This window comes from Sutcliffiella sp. NC1, assembly GCF_027594365.1.
Taxonomy (GTDB): domain Bacteria; phylum Bacillota; class Bacilli; order Bacillales; family Bacillaceae_I; genus Sutcliffiella; species Sutcliffiella cohnii.
Window position 1 is genome coordinate 3476162 of record NZ_CP115153.1, and the last position, 17949, is coordinate 3494110.

At 35.6% G+C, this 17949-nt stretch carries 16 protein-coding genes; 2 read left to right on the forward strand and 14 right to left on the reverse strand.

Annotated features, from left to right (window positions below):
- Positions 1-123: 123 nt before the first annotated feature.
- Positions 124-1425: a DEAD/DEAH box helicase gene (locus O1A01_RS18250; RefSeq protein WP_270064681.1), complete on the reverse strand. Its 1302-nt coding sequence runs from the start codon at positions 1423-1425 to the stop codon at positions 124-126.
- Positions 1426-1703: 278 nt separating this feature from the next.
- On the opposite strand from O1A01_RS18250, the gene vrrA reads away from it, so the two are divergent.
- Both vrrA and O1A01_RS18260 read left to right on the forward strand, forming a co-directional pair.
- Complete coding sequence (vrrA, locus tag O1A01_RS18255) at positions 1704-2309, forward strand: VrrA/YqfQ family protein (protein ID WP_270064682.1); 606 nt, start codon at positions 1704-1706, stop codon at positions 2307-2309.
- A 92-nt stretch (positions 2310-2401) separates the two neighbouring features.
- The gene (locus tag O1A01_RS18260; RefSeq protein ID WP_066421940.1) at positions 2402-3349 is read left to right on the forward strand and encodes a 4-hydroxy-3-methylbut-2-enyl diphosphate reductase; all 948 of its coding nucleotides are present in this window, start codon (positions 2402-2404) and stop codon (positions 3347-3349) included.
- Between the two features lie 381 nt (positions 3350-3730).
- Here O1A01_RS18260 and O1A01_RS18265 read toward each other — a convergent pair whose 3' ends face one another.
- From O1A01_RS18265 to recO, 13 genes are all read right to left on the reverse strand, one after another.
- Positions 3731-4852, reverse strand: coding sequence for a Nif3-like dinuclear metal center hexameric protein (locus tag O1A01_RS18265; protein WP_270064683.1), 1122 nt, complete (start codon positions 4850-4852; stop codon positions 3731-3733).
- Positions 4849-5553 carry a tRNA (adenine(22)-N(1))-methyltransferase gene (locus O1A01_RS18270; protein ID WP_066418710.1) on the reverse strand — a complete coding sequence of 235 codons (705 nt, stop codon included), beginning with the start codon at positions 5551-5553 and terminating at the stop codon, positions 4849-4851. Before O1A01_RS18270 ends, O1A01_RS18265 begins: the two co-directional genes overlap by 4 nt.
- Positions 5554-5815: 262 nt before the next feature.
- On the reverse strand, positions 5816-6181 hold the full coding sequence (gene cccA / locus O1A01_RS18275) for a cytochrome c550 (protein WP_066418704.1): 366 nt from the start codon (positions 6179-6181) through the stop codon (positions 5816-5818).
- Between the two features lie 180 nt (positions 6182-6361).
- On the reverse strand, positions 6362-7501 hold the full coding sequence (locus tag O1A01_RS18280) for an acyl-CoA dehydrogenase family protein (RefSeq protein WP_270064684.1): 1140 nt from the start codon (positions 7499-7501) through the stop codon (positions 6362-6364).
- Positions 7502-7611: 110 nt separating this feature from the next.
- The gene (locus O1A01_RS18285) at positions 7612-8154 is read right to left on the reverse strand and encodes a hypothetical protein (RefSeq protein ID WP_270064685.1); all 543 of its coding nucleotides are present in this window, start codon (positions 8152-8154) and stop codon (positions 7612-7614) included.
- 110 nt (positions 8155-8264) lie between these two features.
- Complete coding sequence (gene rpoD, locus O1A01_RS18290; protein WP_066418699.1) at positions 8265-9389, reverse strand: RNA polymerase sigma factor RpoD; 1125 nt, start codon at positions 9387-9389, stop codon at positions 8265-8267.
- A 44-nt stretch (positions 9390-9433) separates the two neighbouring features.
- Positions 9434-11248, reverse strand: coding sequence for a DNA primase (dnaG, locus tag O1A01_RS18295; RefSeq protein ID WP_270064686.1), 1815 nt, complete (start codon positions 11246-11248; stop codon positions 9434-9436).
- A gap of 14 nt (positions 11249-11262) precedes the next feature.
- Entirely contained in the window at positions 11263-11553 is a 291-nt protein-coding gene (locus O1A01_RS18300; protein ID WP_270064687.1) for a DUF188 domain-containing protein, read from the reverse strand.
- A gap of 469 nt (positions 11554-12022) precedes the next feature.
- Positions 12023-12829, reverse strand: a complete 807-nt coding sequence (locus tag O1A01_RS18305; RefSeq protein WP_066418695.1) for a pyruvate, water dikinase regulatory protein — start codon at positions 12827-12829, stop codon at positions 12023-12025.
- A 17-nt stretch (positions 12830-12846) separates the two neighbouring features.
- A complete protein-coding gene (locus O1A01_RS18310; protein WP_066418690.1) occupies positions 12847-13488 on the reverse strand; it encodes a transcriptional regulator CcpN in 642 nt (213 codons plus the stop codon).
- Between the two features lie 180 nt (positions 13489-13668).
- Positions 13669-15753, reverse strand: coding sequence for a glycine--tRNA ligase subunit beta (gene glyS / locus O1A01_RS18315; protein WP_270064688.1), 2085 nt, complete (start codon positions 15751-15753; stop codon positions 13669-13671).
- On the reverse strand, positions 15754-16632 hold the full coding sequence (glyQ, locus tag O1A01_RS18320; RefSeq protein WP_270064689.1) for a glycine--tRNA ligase subunit alpha: 879 nt from the start codon (positions 16630-16632) through the stop codon (positions 15754-15756). It lies immediately after the preceding gene.
- Between the two features lie 294 nt (positions 16633-16926).
- Positions 16927-17700: a DNA repair protein RecO gene (gene recO, locus O1A01_RS18325; protein ID WP_066418684.1), complete on the reverse strand. Its 774-nt coding sequence runs from the start codon at positions 17698-17700 to the stop codon at positions 16927-16929.
- Positions 17701-17949 lie beyond the last annotated feature (249 nt).

The window sequence follows — 17949 nt, forward strand, 5'->3', positions numbered from 1 at the left end:
TTTTTTGGTATTTATGAACTGTTTTATTTGTAGGACTCCTACCGGCCCCTAATGATTTAAGAACGTTTAATAATTCAAACCAAAACAAAAAGACTGAAATATGAGATTTCAGTCTTTTTGCTTTTATTTTCTTTTTAGACGACGTTGGCGTTTTTTCACTTCTTCTAATTCTCTTTGGAATTTCTTTTTGTATCCTGGTTTCACTTTTTTCGATTTGGCAACCATTGTTTTTGCTTTTACGTCTTCTTCGGATACTTGCTTTTTTCTGTTCTTTCTTTTATTTAATGGACCTAAATTTACCCACTCTTTTGCACGATAATCTTTTTGCTCAAAAGTGATCCCTAGTTTTTCGATTTGATGAATTGCATCTTCATTACTTGGTTCAAAAAATGTAATTGCAATCCCAGATTGTCCTGCACGAGCTGTTCTTCCCACACGATGAACATAAAAATCAAGGTCAGACGGAATTTCATAGTTAATAACATGACTAATTCCAGGTATATCAATACCACGTGCAGCTAAATCTGTCGCCACTACATATTGATATTCCAAATCCCCTATTTGTTTCATCATTTTTTTGCGTTCACGAGGACTTAAGTCTCCATGAATTCTTCCAACTTTTAGACCTTGTTCTAATAGACCATCCGCTACTTCATCCGCCATCTTTTTTGTATTTGTAAATACGATAGCTAAATATGGATTAAAACTAGATAAAACGTCTTTAAGTAGTTTTAATTTATTTCTAGAACGAACTGGAACTAATACATGTTCTATTTTAGCAGCTGTAACTTGTTTTGGTGCTACGTGAGTATATTTTGGGTTTTCCATATATTTTTTTAAGAAAGGCTTTAGTTTCTCTGGGATAGTTGCTGAGAAGACTAATATTTGTAATTTTTCCGGCATTGCGGATGCAATATGATCAACGTCTTCAATGAATCCCATGTCAAGCATTAAATCAGCTTCATCGACAACAATTGTGCTCGCAGTATGAACGAATAATGCTTGCTCCTTCATTAAATCATGAATTCTTCCTGGTGTACCAACAACAATGTGAGGCTGTTTTTTTAACTTATCAATCATCCTTTGTTTATCTGTACCACCTATATACAATCTTGCAGAAATAGCTTCATCATACTTTGTTATTTTTAATACCTCTTGATAAATTTGGTTTGCTAGTTCTCTTGTTGGTGCAGTAATGACTGCTTGTACTTCATCTTTCTCAGGGTCAATTTTTTGTAATATTGGTAGTAAATACGCATGTGTCTTTCCTGTACCAGTTTGCGATTGTCCAATAACACTTTCTCCACGCAGAATAGATGGAATAACTCTTTCTTGTACTTCCGTTGGCTTAAAAAAATTCAAATCTTCAATTCCCTTTAATATAAAGGGTTTTAGTTCAAATCGTTCAAATTGATTATTACTCATTTTGTTACCTCCAAAAAATATTTATCTATATGTATAAGCGTCATATGCCTGTAACAGTTATAAATAATTATTACTTAGTTTATCCATAATGACCAATTTTTTATTATAAAGTAGTTTTTCTTATTTGGCTAGAAGTCTTCCGCCCAATATCTCTTAACATTAAACATTTTCGTATTTAGTTGCATACATTATTAATGACGATAAACGCCTAAATTTCTAAAAGCTTTTATCATACGTGTTGCACTTGTTTTATTTAACTAAAGGAAGGAGGATCGCGGATGTTTGGACCTAATCGACCAATGCCACCATTCCCGCCTCGTCCACCAATGAGAGGATTTATGCCTGGAAGAGCACCCAATGGAATGATGGGAATACCAAGACAAATGGGACCAACAGGTATGAATCGAGGTGGCGGTGGGTTACTAGCCCGTTTACTCGGCAGAACTGGAGCAAGAAATATCGGTAATATGAGTGCTATGGGGCAATTGGCTAATCCTAGTAATGTAGCGGGAGCAGGGAATGCGATCCAACAATTTGCAAATCCAAATAATTTAACTGGACTATTAACGAACGTACAAAAAGCTTTAAAAACAGCAGAATCAGTCGTTCCGATGGTACAACAATATGGACCTCTCGTTCGAAATTTACCAGCAATGTGGAAACTATATAGTGAATTTAAAGCAACAGATAATAATGATAGTGAAAATACTAACGAAACAGAGACGGAAGAACCAAAAAATAACGAGGGAGAAGGAACAGAAAAAAAAGAAAGTAGCGATCAAGAAAGCAAGTCAGAGCATAAAAAAGAAACAACAGAAAGTTCACAGTCAAAAGAACAGAAAAAAAATAACCGCGGTACATCAACACCTAAACTATATCTATAACTCTTTCTTTGTCAAAACACCATTCCTTCTATATAATAGAGTGTAGATGAGAGTGTTGGACACTCTCTTTATTGTTTAAGGAGGATTGGCAGATGGAGATTATAAAAATTGCCCCTCGCGGCTATTGCTATGGAGTTGTAGATGCAATGGTAATTGCAAGGAATGCAGCTTTAGATAAATCATTACCTCGCCCTATCTATATATTAGGTATGATTGTTCATAATAAACATGTTACTGATGCCTTCGAGGAAGAAGGAATCATTACACTTGACGGTGCAAATAGATTAGAGATTCTAGAAAAAATCGATTCCGGTACTGTTATTTTTACCGCTCACGGTGTTTCTCCAGAAGTAAAAAAACGTGCAAAGGAAAAAGGACTTGTCACGATTGATGCTACTTGTCCAGATGTAACAAGAACGCACGATCTAATTAGAGCAAAAAAGGCAGAAGGCTATCATGTTATTTATATTGGTAAAAAAGGTCATCCTGAGCCTGAGGGTGCAGTTGGAATTGCACCAGATATTGTACATCTCGTGGAAAACGTTGATGATGTGGACCGATTAAATATTACGAATGAGAAAATCGTTGTTACGAATCAAACGACGATGAGTCAATGGGATGTACTTGATATTATGGATAAAGTGAGAGAAAAATACCCTCACGTAGAACAACATAAAGAAATTTGCTTAGCAACACAAGTTCGACAAGAGGCGGTAGCAGAACAAGCCGGTGAAGCGGATGTACTAATAGTAGTTGGTGATCCAAAGAGTAATAACTCTAATAGACTTGCGCAAGTTTCTAAAGAAATAGCTAATACACCAGCTTACCGAGTAGCAGATGTTACAGAAATTGAAATTGATTGGATTAAACATGCAAAAAATGTAGCTGTTACAGCTGGAGCTTCAACACCGACTCCAATTACAAAGGAAGTCATTACATTTTTACAGCAATTTGACCCTGAAAATGAAGAAACGTGGGTTCGCGAGCGTAAAGTACCACTTCAAAAAATATTACCAAAAGTAAAAACAGCTAGTAAATAAGAACAAAAGCGCAGGCGCTTCATTTAGGCCCGTACAAACTGGACTGTTACGGTTGTGATAAAGGAAACACGGCGACGGAGGAGCCGATGTTGACTTATCGTACTTCGGATAAGGGAAGTTTGATAGGGCCTAAGCGCCGGAGCTAGACACAAAAGCGGAGGCGGCTCGTTCTGGCCCGACAAGAAAGGTGCGGCGCTGCAGGTGGACGCTCTTTGTCCACCGGAAGTGACTGAATTATGTCTCGAGGGCCTTTTCCAAAGGAGCTAGACGTAGCAACACAAAGTTAGTAGTTATCCACAACTTTCCACTTTTATAATTTCCTAAACGATAATAAAAAACGGAAGTGACTTCACTTCCGTTTTTTATTCGTTGTTTATCTACCTAAACAAATGTAAAAGGATCTGTATTCGTTGTGGAAATAGCAATTTGAACATTCCATTTATTTTTTGAAGCAAAATGGGCTAGTTTTTCTTCTACCCCTTTTTTCATTATTTTTTCTGCATAATGTCCTGCATCTACCACATGTAAACCAAGTGCCATTGCATCATGTGCAACATGGAAATAAACATCTCCTGTTACATACACATCTGCACCAGCAAATTTCGCATCATAAATATACTTATTACCATCCCCACCTAACACTGCAACCTTTTCAATAACAGCATCATGCGGGCCGACAACTCGTACATTTTCCACTTCTAGCTTTTCTTTTACGTATTGGGCAAATTGTAGCAACGTCATTGTATTTTGCAATGTTCCAATTCTACCTAAACCTAATACTTCTCCTTTATTTTCCAACTCATAAATATCATAAGCTACTTCTTCATATGGATGTGCTTTTATCATTGCTGAAATGACTTTAGTCTCCATTGAGGAAGGAATTATTGTTTCAATACGTTTTTCTTGAACGGTTTCTAACTCATTAACTGCACCGATATAAGGATTAGTACCAGCAAGTGGTTTAAAAGTACCTTCTCCTTCAATATTAAAAGTACAATGACTGTAGTTGCCGATATGTCCTGCTCCTGCAGTACTAATCGCGTCTCTAACTTCATCTACATGTGAAAAAGGTACAAATACTACTAATTTCTTTAACTTATCTTCTGTTGTAGGTGAGAGCACTTTTGTGTTTTGTAATTGTAAGGCTGACGCTAATAAATCATTCACACCACCTGGTGCAACATCTAAATTGGTATGTGCTACATAAACCGCAATGTTGTGTTGAATACATTTTGTTACAATTCTCCCTGCCGCACTATTAGGTGTCACATTCGGAAGCGGGCGAAAAATTGGAGGATGATGCGCAATAATAAGATCTGCCTTTTTTTCAATCGCTTCGTCTACTACTGACTCTAACACATCTAAAGTAACCATGACGTTTTCAACTTTTTTATTTAATGTACCAATCTGCAAACCTATTTTATCTCCTTCTACTGCCAATTTTTTAGGCGAAAAGGATTCAAATGCTTGGATGATTTCGTAGCCATTTGGTATTTTATTCACAATATCTCCTCCACAATCGCAATCTTCTGGTGCAACTCCGCTTTTTTCTTTCTGTTCTCTTCACTTTCTGGAGCATTTTGTAATTGCGTTACAATTTGTTGCCAATGCAATTTTTCATGTTGCCATTTCTTCGTGAACACTTCACTTTTTTCTTTCATCAGGAATGGCCCTAAAAGTAAGCCAGCTTCTTTGTTTTCATGATAAGGTGCGATTGCTGTTCCTCTTTCCGCTACAACGATCTCATATATCCGTTGGTCTTCCTCTAAAATTGTTTCAGCAATTATTTCCCAGTCATTTTGCAAAAGCCATTCTCTTACTTTATGAGTTCCTATATTAGGTTGTAGAATAAGCCTTTGAACGCCTTCTAGCTTGTTTTTGCCACGTTCTAATATAGATTGGATAAGGGTACCGCCCATTCCAGCAATCGTAATACAGTCAACTTCTCCAGGAGAAATTACATCGAGTCCATCTCCTTTTCTTACTGTAATGACATGTTGTAAATCTGATTTTTTTACTTGTTCTAATGCTGATTGGTAAGGTCCTTCAACAACTTCCCCTGCGATGGCGCTTTTGATCTGCTCTGTTAAGTAAGCATAGCAAGGGAGGTAGGCATGGTCAGATCCTATGTCTGCGATGGAGCTACCTTTTGGAATATGTTTTACCACTTCTTCTAGTCGTTTGGAAAGTTTTAATTCATTCAACGATAATCACCACTATCTATGTATTGTTAAAATTTATGTATGTTTAATCTTTTATTACTATAACAGTATTGGTATGATATTTTCCACTTCAACCTAAGTTTAAATTTTTAAATTCAAGATCTACCTGGTAATTCCATTATATCGCTAAAAAAAGTCCTCTACGAATGTAAAGGACTTTTTTTGCTTATAGAAAACGTATTCAATTAGTATTGAGCTTTTGCTTATTAATAAGATAACCAAAAGTTAATACGCTTTCGCTTTATTATTCAGTTTCTTCTTGTCCATAGTTAGCTAGCCATTCTGCTAAGATAGTTGCTTCTTCTGCAGTAGCTAGGTTTCCTGGCATAGTTCCTTGTCCATTAATGATGATGTCTTTAATTTCATCTTCAGAAAGACGCTCACCTACATCAGCTAAAGCCGGTGCAGATACACCTTGAAGCTCGTTTCCATGACAGCCTAAGCAAGATCTTTGTTGATAAAGCTCATCAGCAGTTAAAACTGCTGCCTCTTCACCACCACCATCAGCTAAATTGTTAGCTTGGTTTAATCCAACAAAGGATAATAAGAACATAAATCCAAGACCAAGCACCGCAATTAATGCAAATGGAATTAGCGGATTACGATTCATCGATTTCAACCTCCTTATGTACATACGTTAGGTCATTATTTATTATAATACAAGCAACCTCTATTTTACTTCATATTTTACCATAGGAAAAGACCAAATTAAAAACTCTCTTTTATAATTCACAGATTAGACAAAAAAACTTCATCATTTGATGAAGTTTTTCATAAAAAGTAATATTATTTAACAGCCAAGTTGTCTAGCAATGACCATTCTTTGTACTTCAGAAGTACCTTCCCCTATTTCTAGCAATTTCCCATCGCGCATGTAACGTTCCACATGATAGTCTTTCATATATCCGTAACCACCGTGAAGCTGAACAGCTTGATCGGCAATTTCCATACAAATTTCTGATGCGTATAGTTTACACATTGAAGCTTCTTTCGAATACAGTCTACCTTGGTCCTTTAACCACGCAGCCTTATAAACCATATTTCGAGCCAGCTCTAGCTTCATTGCCATATCGGCTAACTTAAATTGATTCACTTGGAAACTTGAAATAGAGCGGCCAAATTGTTTCCTTTCTTTCGAATAAGCGAGCGCTCGCTCAAAAGCTGCCTGAGCGATTCCTACAGCCATTGCACCAATTCCGATACGACCACCGTCAAGAGTAATTAAAAATTGTTTAAAGCCCTCTCCACGTTTCCCTATTAGGTTTTCTTTTGGTACTTTAACATCTTCTAATACTAACTCAGTCGTATTAGACGAATTTAATCCCATTTTTTCATAGTTATCAATTACATGAAATCCTGGTGCGTTTGTAGGTACGATAATAGCAGAAATCTCTTTTTCGGCACCATTACGTCCAGTAATTGCTGTTAGAGCTAGGTGTTTCGCATAGGAAGCATTAGTAATAAAACATTTATTACCATTTATAACATACTCATCACCTGCTTCTATCGCTGTTGTTTGTGTTCCCCCTGCATCTGAGCCAGCATTTGGCTCTGTTAACCCAAATGCTCCAAAAGATTCACCAGTACAAATCGGAGTTAAATATTTTTCTTTTTGCTCTTTCGTACCAAACATGTTTATAGGTGAACCACCTAAAGAAATATGTGCAGAGTAAGTGATACCTGTAGATCCACAAGCTCGACTTAACTCTTCGACTACAATAGCAAAACTTACCGTATCACCACCAGCACCACCATACTCCTCCGGGAAGGGCAAGCCCATAATTCCTAAATCAGCTAACTGATTGAATATTTCTAACGGAAATTCCTTTGTTCGGTCCCTTTCTAATGCTCCTGGTGCAACTTCTTCATCTGAAAATTCACGAATTGTTTTTTTTATAAGCGCTTGTTCTTGCGTTAAATCAAAGTTCATCTTCTCTCCCCCTTTATTCTTCCGAAAAACTATTGAATACGCTTTCAAATGTATTATAATAGAAGGAGAGTAATATTCTCAACTTTTAAAAAACATAAAAATTTCTGATATTATTGCAATATTATAAATAAGATAATCACAAGAAATGTAAAGATAGAAACAACGTGTAAGTAGTACCACCTTTTCCAAATACCAATCAATAGCCAAACGACAGCTTGAAATGCTACTAATATAGTAAAAAAGTGAGGTCCAACATTTACCATTTCAGCTAAAGTTACTGAGAAAACAAGTAATAATAAAATAAGTACAATTACTGGTATGTGGATAAAATGACCTTCCTTAGAAAATAAAATAAGTCCTAAAAACGCAATTACGATAAAAATCGACAGAATGACCATTTGCAATTGGCTCGACAATTCAGTAAAATAAATGACAAGAAAAGTAAATGGTACTAATAACGGGAGAAACAATCCGAACAAACGTAATGCTATATTTCCTCTAAGCTTTGATGCTTTTTGGGTTATTGTATTATCTATTTCCGTACCTTCTGAATAAAGAGCTAATAAATAATTACAATATTGTTCTGGTAACAAACGATTCTGCTTCCAATATTTAATTTCATTTATAATAATTGATTTTCTTTGATCACGCATATTGGACCCTCCAATAAGTTTTAAAGACAGAAAATTCACTTTTTAATTATAAAATAAAAAAGAAATAGCCTACTTTTATTGTCTAAAAGTAAACTACTTCTTGGTATTAATTATTCAAGAAAATCTTTTAATCGTTTACTACGACTAGGATGTCTTAATTTTCTTAAAGCCTTTGCTTCAATCTGACGAATACGTTCTCTTGTAACACCGAAGACTTTACCTACTTCTTCTAACGTTCTAGTACGTCCGTCATCCAATCCAAAGCGTAAACGTAGTACATTCTCTTCACGATCTGTTAAAGTGTCTAAAACGTCTTCTAATTGCTCTTTAAGAAGCTCGTACGCGGCATGATCAGAAGGAGATGTTGCATCCTGGTCTTCAATAAAATCACCTAAGTGCGAATCATCTTCTTCACCAATAGGAGTTTCTAACGAAACAGGTTCTTGAGCAATTTTTAAAATTTCCCTTACTTTGTCAGGAGTCAGATCCATATCTTCTCCAATTTCTTCCGGTGTTGGTTCGCGACCTAAATCTTGTAAAAGTTGACGTTGTACTCGAATAAGTTTATTAATTGTTTCAACCATATGCACAGGAATACGAATTGTACGGGCTTGGTCTGCTATTGCACGAGTAATAGCTTGACGAATCCACCATGTTGCGTAAGTGGAAAATTTAAATCCTTTGCGATAATCAAACTTCTCTACAGCTTTGATTAATCCCATATTCCCTTCTTGAATTAAATCAAGGAACAACATTCCACGACCGACGTAACGCTTAGCAATACTTACAACGAGGCGTAAATTTGCTTCTGCTAGTCGACGTTTTGCTTCTTCGTCACCTTGCTCAATTCGGTTAGCTAATTCAATCTCTTCTTCAGCGGAGAGTAAATCAACACGTCCAATTTCTTTTAAGTACATACGAACAGGATCATTAATTTTAACTCCCGGTGGAACTGTTAAATCATTTAAATCAAATTCTTCTTCTTTTGCTAATTCTTTAACGTTTGGATTTTCAGGTTCTTCACCTTCAGCGATGATTTCAACGCCTTGTTCACCTAGAAACTCATAATATTCATCCATCTGGTCGGACTCTATTTCAAAACTTGACATCCGTTCAGCTATTTCTTCATAGGTAAGGACACCACGTTTTTTTCCAACCTCTGTTAATTGTTCTTTCACTTGTTCAATTGTTAATTCTGCTTCCATATCTTTAGAATGTGCTGACTTTTCGGCCATCACGGTCCCTCCTTCCAACATTGAAACGCGATAAGAGGCATTTATTACTGTTTGAGTAGTTTTTTTAATTGGATAATCTCCATAGCAATTTGCGCAGCTTTCATAATGTCCTTCTTTTGTTCCGCTTGTTGTTTTTCTATTTCCTTTTCTTTTATTGTTAACATCTTTGGATAATTCAACACCTGTTTAATGTAATCATTCAATACTACATCATTTACTTCATCCTCAACTGTTAACATTGCTAGTTCGGAAACGAGTCGTTTTATGTTTTCGTCTGTTATTCTTTCTAATAGAAGACTAATATTTGGTTCAAACCCCTCTTCATAAAAAGCATATAAATAAGCTGCTATTGCTTTATGCTGCTCTATGTTAAAGGAGCCTTGAATTTGATCTTGTACTTTATCGGATATGTCTCTGTTTCTTAACATATGCGCTAGTAAAAATCGTTCAGCGTTCTCATATGCTGGTCGAAGCTTGTGAGAAAGAACTACCTTTGAAACTGGTTTCTTGATGGTAATGTCTTCCTTCTCTTGATTTTTACTGTTCTTTTTGGAAAACTTTTGTAGTTGCTCTTTTAAAGCTTCCAGTGATAAAGAAAACTCGGAAGATAATTGACGAAGATAATGGTCTCGCTCTACTGCGTTATGTAAATAACTAATTTCTTGTAGAACGGAATCAATATAATTCATTTTTACGCCTTCGTCATTTAAATCTTTCCCTTTTCGGAAATATTTTAACTTAAATGCCATGAACGTTAGGCTTGCCCCTAATACATCATCTTTAAATGACTCCGGACCTTTTTTGCGGATGTAGTCATCAGGGTCTAGACCGTCTGGTAACGTTGCAATTCTTATAGTACAACCATGTTTAGTTAATAAATTGGCAGCTCGAAAGGCAGCCTCCACTCCTGCATTATCACCGTCGTAGCAAATAGTTACGTTCTCTACATTTCTCCTAATAATTCTTGCTTGATCGTCCGTCAAAGATGTTCCCATTGTTGCAATCGAATGAAAAACACCTGCACGATCTGCGGCTATTACATCTGCAAACCCTTCAAAAAGGATTACTTTTTGTTCCTTTCGAATATGGGATCTTGCTTGGTGAAAATTGTAAAGAACCTGACTTTTGTTAAAAATAATGGTTTCTGGAGAATTTAAATACTTTGGTTCCCCTTTTCCTAAAACTCTTCCTGAGAAAGCAATTAAGTTCCCTTTATGATCATATATAGGAAACATAATTCGATCACGAAAGCGGTCAAAATACTCAAACTTCTCTTCTTTTTCAATTAGTAATCCAGCTTTTTCAAGTAAGGATTCTTTGAAACCCCTTTTTGTTAGAAACTTTAATGCAAAATCCCAACTATTAAGGGAATACCCAATTCCAAACTTTTTTATCGTGTCATCTGTAAAGTCTCGAGAAGTTAAATAGTCATATGCATGTTGACCCTCTTTTGTATTTAGGAGTAAATGATGGTAAAATTTCTGTAAGAGCATATGAGCATTTGTCATTTGACTTTTCTCAGTGCTATTAGCAGAAGTTTCATTTGAAGTAAGCTGAACGTCTTGTTCAATTTCAACATTCGAAACTTTAGCTAGTTTTTGTGCTGCTTCGACAAAACTTATACCTTCAATATCCATTATAAAATTAAATGCATTTCCACCAGCACCACAACCAAAACAGTGAAATATTTGCTTATCTGGTGAAACGGAAAAAGAAGGTGTACTCTCACCATGGAATGGACATAAGCCAAAAAAATTTCTTCCTTGTTTCTTTAAACTTACATATTCACTTATTACTTCTACAATATCAGTCGATTGTCTTATTTGTTCAATTGTATTTTCAGGAATTCTTATAGTCATAAAAACACTCCATGCTATAATATTCTACTTAAAATCTTGAATTCCTTCATAGTTCGACAAAATTCTTGAAAGTGAAGTAGTAAATTGCTGTCGTTCTCTTCTGTAAAAGGCTTTGGCCCTTCTACATACTTTCCACTTCTACGTTTATTAGCTGATAAGTAACGTAAATGTAGGCTGAAATCCATTTCATCCTCTTTATATACCTTTCCACACGATGATATTACGTAAACGTTTCGACCGATTAACATACTAGCAAGCCCATGATCTTGAGTTATTACAACGTCGCCTTTTTTTACAGCATTCATTATGTATAAGTCTGCAGATTCTTTTCCTTCATCGACATAAACTCAAGTACCTTTTATTTCTCTTTTTATAACATGAGAATAGGGATGCTACTTATAAGTCTCTCCTTGAAATGTAGAGCACATATGGCTTATGCGTCTACTTAACACTTTTGGAAAACTGTTTTCTTGCATATATAATGGTTTCTACATCCCTTCTCAAAAACCTTCTTTTTTCGATTTCTTTTTTTCTTTTGTCGAACGAAAATATCTACGATACCTTGACTTACAGATATTTTTAGTTTATTCGTTTATTGGTCTATCTAAACATGCAAAGGCATATTTTTATCACAATTTTTAATTATAATATATAAATATTAAAAAGACTAGTGATTTATCTCTATAAAAAATATTGTTTTTCATCCATTTTTAGTACATGATTTTTAATTTTCCTTTCCTTACCGAAAAAGAAGAGCACATTCATTTGTGCTCCTCACGTACGCTTATGATATTTGTTATATATGATGTTAGCTGTTTCCTCTACAGCTTTGTTCGTTACCTCAATAACTTCACAACCAATTTTACTTACAACTTCATCGAAAAACGAGAGTTCCTCTTTAATTCTGGAGACATTAGCGTATGATGCTTGATCATTTAAACCTAACGCTTTCAGTCTTTCTCTTCTTATTTCATTAAGCTTTTCTGGACTAATTTTCAGCCCAAAGCATTTAGAAGGAGAGACTTTATATAATTCTTCCGGAATATTAACTTCTGGAACGATAGGTACATTAGCAACTTTTAAACGTTTATGAGCTAAATATTGTGAAAGTGGCGTTTTCGATGTTCTTGAGACACCTATTAAAACGATATCTGCTTTTAATATCCCTCTCGGATCTCTTCCATCATCATACTTAACTGCAAACTCAACTGCTTCAATTTTCTTAAAATAATCCTCGTCTAACTTTCTCACTAGCCCAGGCTGCATTCTTGGTTGTATCTTAAATTTATCTTGGATGAGATCAATAAATGGACCAATAATATCATACGCAGGAACATTTGCATTATTCGCTTCGTCCATTAAAAATTTTCGCATTTCCGGAACAACTAACGTGAAAGCAATTACCGCTTCGTTCATTTTTGCAAGGGAGACTACTTCGGAAATAGTTTTTGTATCTTCAACATAAGGAATTCTTTTTAAAATAAAGTCTTCCCCATTATATTGACTAATACTTGCCTTTACTGCAAGTTCTGCTGTTTCGCCTACGGAGTCTGATACTACATAAATGATTTTTCTACTCATCCTTCTCCCCCAATCCTTTACATTATTTCATCGTTTGATAAGGCAACAAGTAATTTTGTTATATTCGTTTTCGTAATTCTGCCTACCACTTCATAACCTTTGTTTGTTTTTTTCACGACCGGAAGAGCATCGATTTGCTTTTCAATCAGTTTGTTTGCAACATCAATTATTAAATCCTCTTTTAAACAAAATGTAATGTTGGGCATTCTTGTCATGATAATATTAACAGGTATTGTATTTAATTCTTGTTTTCCAATACTCGCTCTTAATAAGTCTTTTCTCGATAATACTCCTACTAACGTTGAGTGTTCATCTACAACGAACAGTGTCCCTACATCTTCTAAAAACATCGTAACGATAGCATCATAAACAGAAACACTTTCATTTACGACAACTGGGAGGGATTGATGGTCCTCTACTCTAATTTTATTAATTTTATCAGATAGAAGTTGAGAGCCTGTTTTTCCTGTGTAAAAATACCCTACACGTGGCCGAGCGTCTAAAAACCCTGCCATTGTTAATATTGCTAAGTCAGGCCTTAAAGTAGCACGAGTTAAGTTTAATTGATCCGCAATCGCTTCTCCAGTAATCGGTCCATGGTCCTTTACAATTTCTAAAATATGTTTTTGACGCTTATTAAGTTCGATATCATTCACCACCTATCTCATCCACACTAATTAAGCGGATGACGACACAATGTGTCATACTTTTATGTAACTATTATATACTAATTATAATGCTACATAAAAAAATTGGAAAGAGGCTGACTTAAATGTTTTTTGAGTCAGCCCTTCCATTTCCATCATTTTATCATAAGGTACTCTCGTTGTCTCATAAGATTACTTTACTAATATTTTATTCCAGTCACCAAAAGTAGCGATTACAGATGCTAATTTAGCCATTTGTGCTAGACGATTTACCTTTACTTCCTCTTCATCTGTCATGACCATTATGTTATCAAAATAAGCATCAATTGGTTGTTGTAAATTCGCTAACATGTCAAACGCGTCTGAAAAACGCTGTTCTTCTATCGTTATATTAATACTTTCTTGAAGTTCTTTATATGCAGCATATAGAGCTTCTTCCTCAGATTGCTTAAACAAAGATGGGTTAATTTCGTGCTCTCCAACTGCCTTTTTCGCAATGTTTAATACACGACTTAATGATTCAACAATACCTTTAAAGTTGTTTGTTTGCTTTTTCTCTTCTAACACTTTCGCTTTCGTAACGATAGAAGATACGTCGGATAACGGTAAGGATAACACCGCATCGATAATATCATATCGTACATTTTCCTCTTGAAGGAGATTTTTCATTCTTAATCCAAAGAATGAAAGTAGTTCTTGTAGAACTTCCTCTTTGTCACGTTTTAATATTTCCACATTTTTATACTCGTCTATTAAATATTGAAGTAAAGATTGTAAAGATAACGTTGACCATCCTTTATTTAAAAGCGTATGAACTACTCCAGAAGCCTGTCTGCGTAACGCGTATGGGTCTTGAGAGCCTGTTGGAATTACTCCAATTGCAAAGAAACTTGCAATAGTATCTAGCTTATCAGCAATACTTAGTAATGCACCGATGTCCGAAGATGGAGTATTGTCGTCTGCCGAACGTGGCATATAATGTTCATTAATCGCTACAGCCACAACATCTGCTTCACCTTTTGCTTTTGCATATTTTTCTCCCATTATGCCTTGTAGCTCTGGGAATTCATACACCATTTGAGATACTAGGTCAAACTTATAAATTGCCCCTGCTCTTAAAACGTGTTGAAGCGTTTCGTCGTCCATTTCTAATTGTTTAGCTATATGTTCAGCAAAAGCGCGAACTCTTTTTACTTTCGTTCCGGTTGTTCCGATTTCTTCATGGAATACGATTTTATCTAGCTTCGCAACCGCCTCGTCAATGACAAGTTTTTCGTCCTCTTTATAGAAAAATGCTGCATCTGATAATCTTGCACGTAAAACTTTTTCATTACCTCTAGCTACAACATCTAAATGTTCATGATTACCATTTCTCACTGTAACAAAATGAGGTAACAGCTGACCTTCTTTACTTTTCACTGGGAAGTAACGTTGATGTTCTTTCATTGAAGTTATTAATACTTCTTCCGGTAGTGATAAGTATTCTTCTTCAAAGTTGCCGAATAGAGCAGTAGGATATTCAACTAAATTATTTACCTCTTCTAAAAGGTCAGCATCTACAGGAATGCTCCACCCATTTTCATCACCCAGAATAGCTAATTGAGAACGAATCGCTTCTTTTCTTTCCATTGAATCGACAATTACGAATTGGCCTAATAATGTTTCTACATACTTTTCTGGAGATGCGATTGTAACTTTCTCTCCTAAGAAACGGTGACCATATGTGAAACGATTTGCTTTTACATTTGCAATCTCAACAGGTACAATTTCTTCTCCAAACAGTACAGTTAACCATTTTATCGGACGAACATAACGTAAGTCTTCATTTGCCCATCTCATATTTTTAGGGAAATGTAGGGAAGTAATTACTTCTGTTAGTTCTTTTAATAATTTAGAAGTTTCTTTTCCTTTAACATGTTTTTGCACATGTACATATTCAATCCCATTTATCTCTTTAAAAAATATATCATCAACAGATACGCCTTGACCTCTCACAAATCCTTGCGCTGCTTTTGACCAATTTCCATCTTCATCTTGTGCAATTTTTTTGGCAGGTCCTTTAGCTTCTATTGTTACGTCACTTTGTTTTTCCGATAAGTTTTTTACAACTATTGCTAATCTGCGTGGAGTTGAGTAAGGTAAAATTTGCTCAAACGAAAGTTGATGCTCCGTTGCCCACTCTTTTATTTTATCTGAAAGTTGGTTCATTGAACTAGTAACGAATCGCGCTGGCATTTCTTCTAGACCAATTTCAATTAATAAATCTCTGTTTGCCATTTATTTTCCCTCCTTATTTAAAATTGGGAAACCTAACTTTTCTCTTTCTTCGTAGAACGTTCTTGCTACTTTTCTAGCTAAATTCCGAACACGCCCTATATATCCAGTACGTTCTGTTACGGATATTGCTCCTCTAGCATCTAATTGATTAAACGTGTGTGAGCATTTTAATACATAATCGTAAGCCGGATGAACTAATCCATGTTCCATCTGCCTATGAGCTTCCTTTTCATAAACATCGAATAAATGGAATAGCATTTCAGGATCAGACGTTTCAAACGTATATTTTGAATGTTCATATTCTGGCTGATAAAAAATATCTTTAACTGTAAATCCATCTGTCCATTCTAAGTCAAACACATTTTCTTTATCCTGGATGTACGATGCTAGACGTTCAATACCGTACGTAATTTCAACTGAAACTGGTTTACACTCTATTCCACCAACTTGTTGAAAATACGTAAATTGGGTAATTTCCATGCCGTCTAACCAAACTTCCCATCCTAGTCCAGCAGCACCTAGTGTCGGTGCTTCCCAATTATCTTCTACAAAGCGAATATCATGTTTTAATGGGTCAATTCCTAGTTTAACTAATGATTGTAAGTACAACTCTTGAATGTTATCTGGAGATGGTTTCATGATAACTTGAAATTGGTGATGTTGATAAAGTCGGTTAGGATTATCCCCGTATCTCCCATCCACTGGTCTCCTAGATGGCTCAACGTATGCTACATTCCACGGCTCCGGTCCGATACTGCGTAAAAACGTATATGGACTCATCGTTCCCGCCCCTTTTTCAACATCATATGCTTGCATTAAAATACAACCTTGTTCTGACCAATGATTTTGTAAAGTTAAAATCATTTGTTGAATATTCATGCTTTTTCCTCCTTGTTTGTGTTTTTTGAATTAGCAGCTAGAAATAAAAAAACTCTCATCTCTATGCTAATTCTTTAGCATAGGGACGAGAGTTTACCCGCGGTTCCACCCTATTTGTAAAAGGAAAATTCCTTTTACCACTTTACGAATGTTGCTCCAGAACGCCCTTCCTTATCTCTCCATACCCTAGCTTCCACTGTCCTAGGTTCGCTTTTATAGAGTAGGATAAGTACTCCTTTCCTTCAACACAACCATATTATTTAATTGGAATAATATATGATTTTTACATCCCTGTCAACTTTCATTCGAATCATCTGACAAAGTAGCACGCAGTGAGCCCATTTGATTTAGAAATCTCTTTGATTTTAATACTATCCCTGAATATGTTTCATAATATGCATCTAATACTTTACGAATTTCTTTTCTCGTTGTTTCCTTCACGGAAATATTCCCAATTTTATGAAGGTCGTAAAAGTAAAAAATTCTAAGAAGCTTAAGTGTTCCTTCTGACACTTTTAAGAGATGCGGGTCACGATGAAAGCAACGATGACATATAAAACCACCTTCACGTACAGAGAAAGCAAATTTTCCTTCTGATGCCCCACAGCACGAACATTGGCTTAATTCAGGAGCGATACCGATAACAGACAACATTTTCATTTCATATATAAAAGTTAATATTTCGGGGTCTTTCCCCTCATTGATCGATTGTAAAGTAAGTCGTAATAGTTCAAAAAGAAAGGGGTTCTTTTGATTATCTTCGGTTACTTTATCGGTTAATTCAACAATGTAGGAGCAATAAGCCGTTAAAAAGATGTCTTCTCTTACTTTTCTCATGGATTCTACAATATCACCTTGTTGAAGACTGCCTAATCCTTTGCCTCTTTGAAATAAAAAATATCCATGGCAAAACAATTGGGAGACTGCTGTAAGTCTGCTACTTGGTTTGTTAGCACCTCTTGCCATGACACCGACTTTCCCTATTTCTTTTGTGTAAAGTGTCACGATTTTGTTCGTTTCTCCGTATTGGTTTGTTCGAATAACGATTCCTTCGCATTTATGTAACAATGATTCCACACCATTTCTGTTTATCTAACTGTATTGTAATGAATTTAAAGATAAAAGAGCAAGTAAAGTTGTTTATAGTTTTAATAAAAATTCTTGGTGTCCGCCTTGAAAATAGGCTTCTTTAGTTTTAAGCTAGTCCGTTTCACTTCGCTACAGACACTTGCTTTCCACGGGGAGATGTCTAGCTCCCGCTGGAGTCAAGTGCCTTCCGCTCCGTTGCACTCACGGTTCTAAATCTTAAAAGGAAAA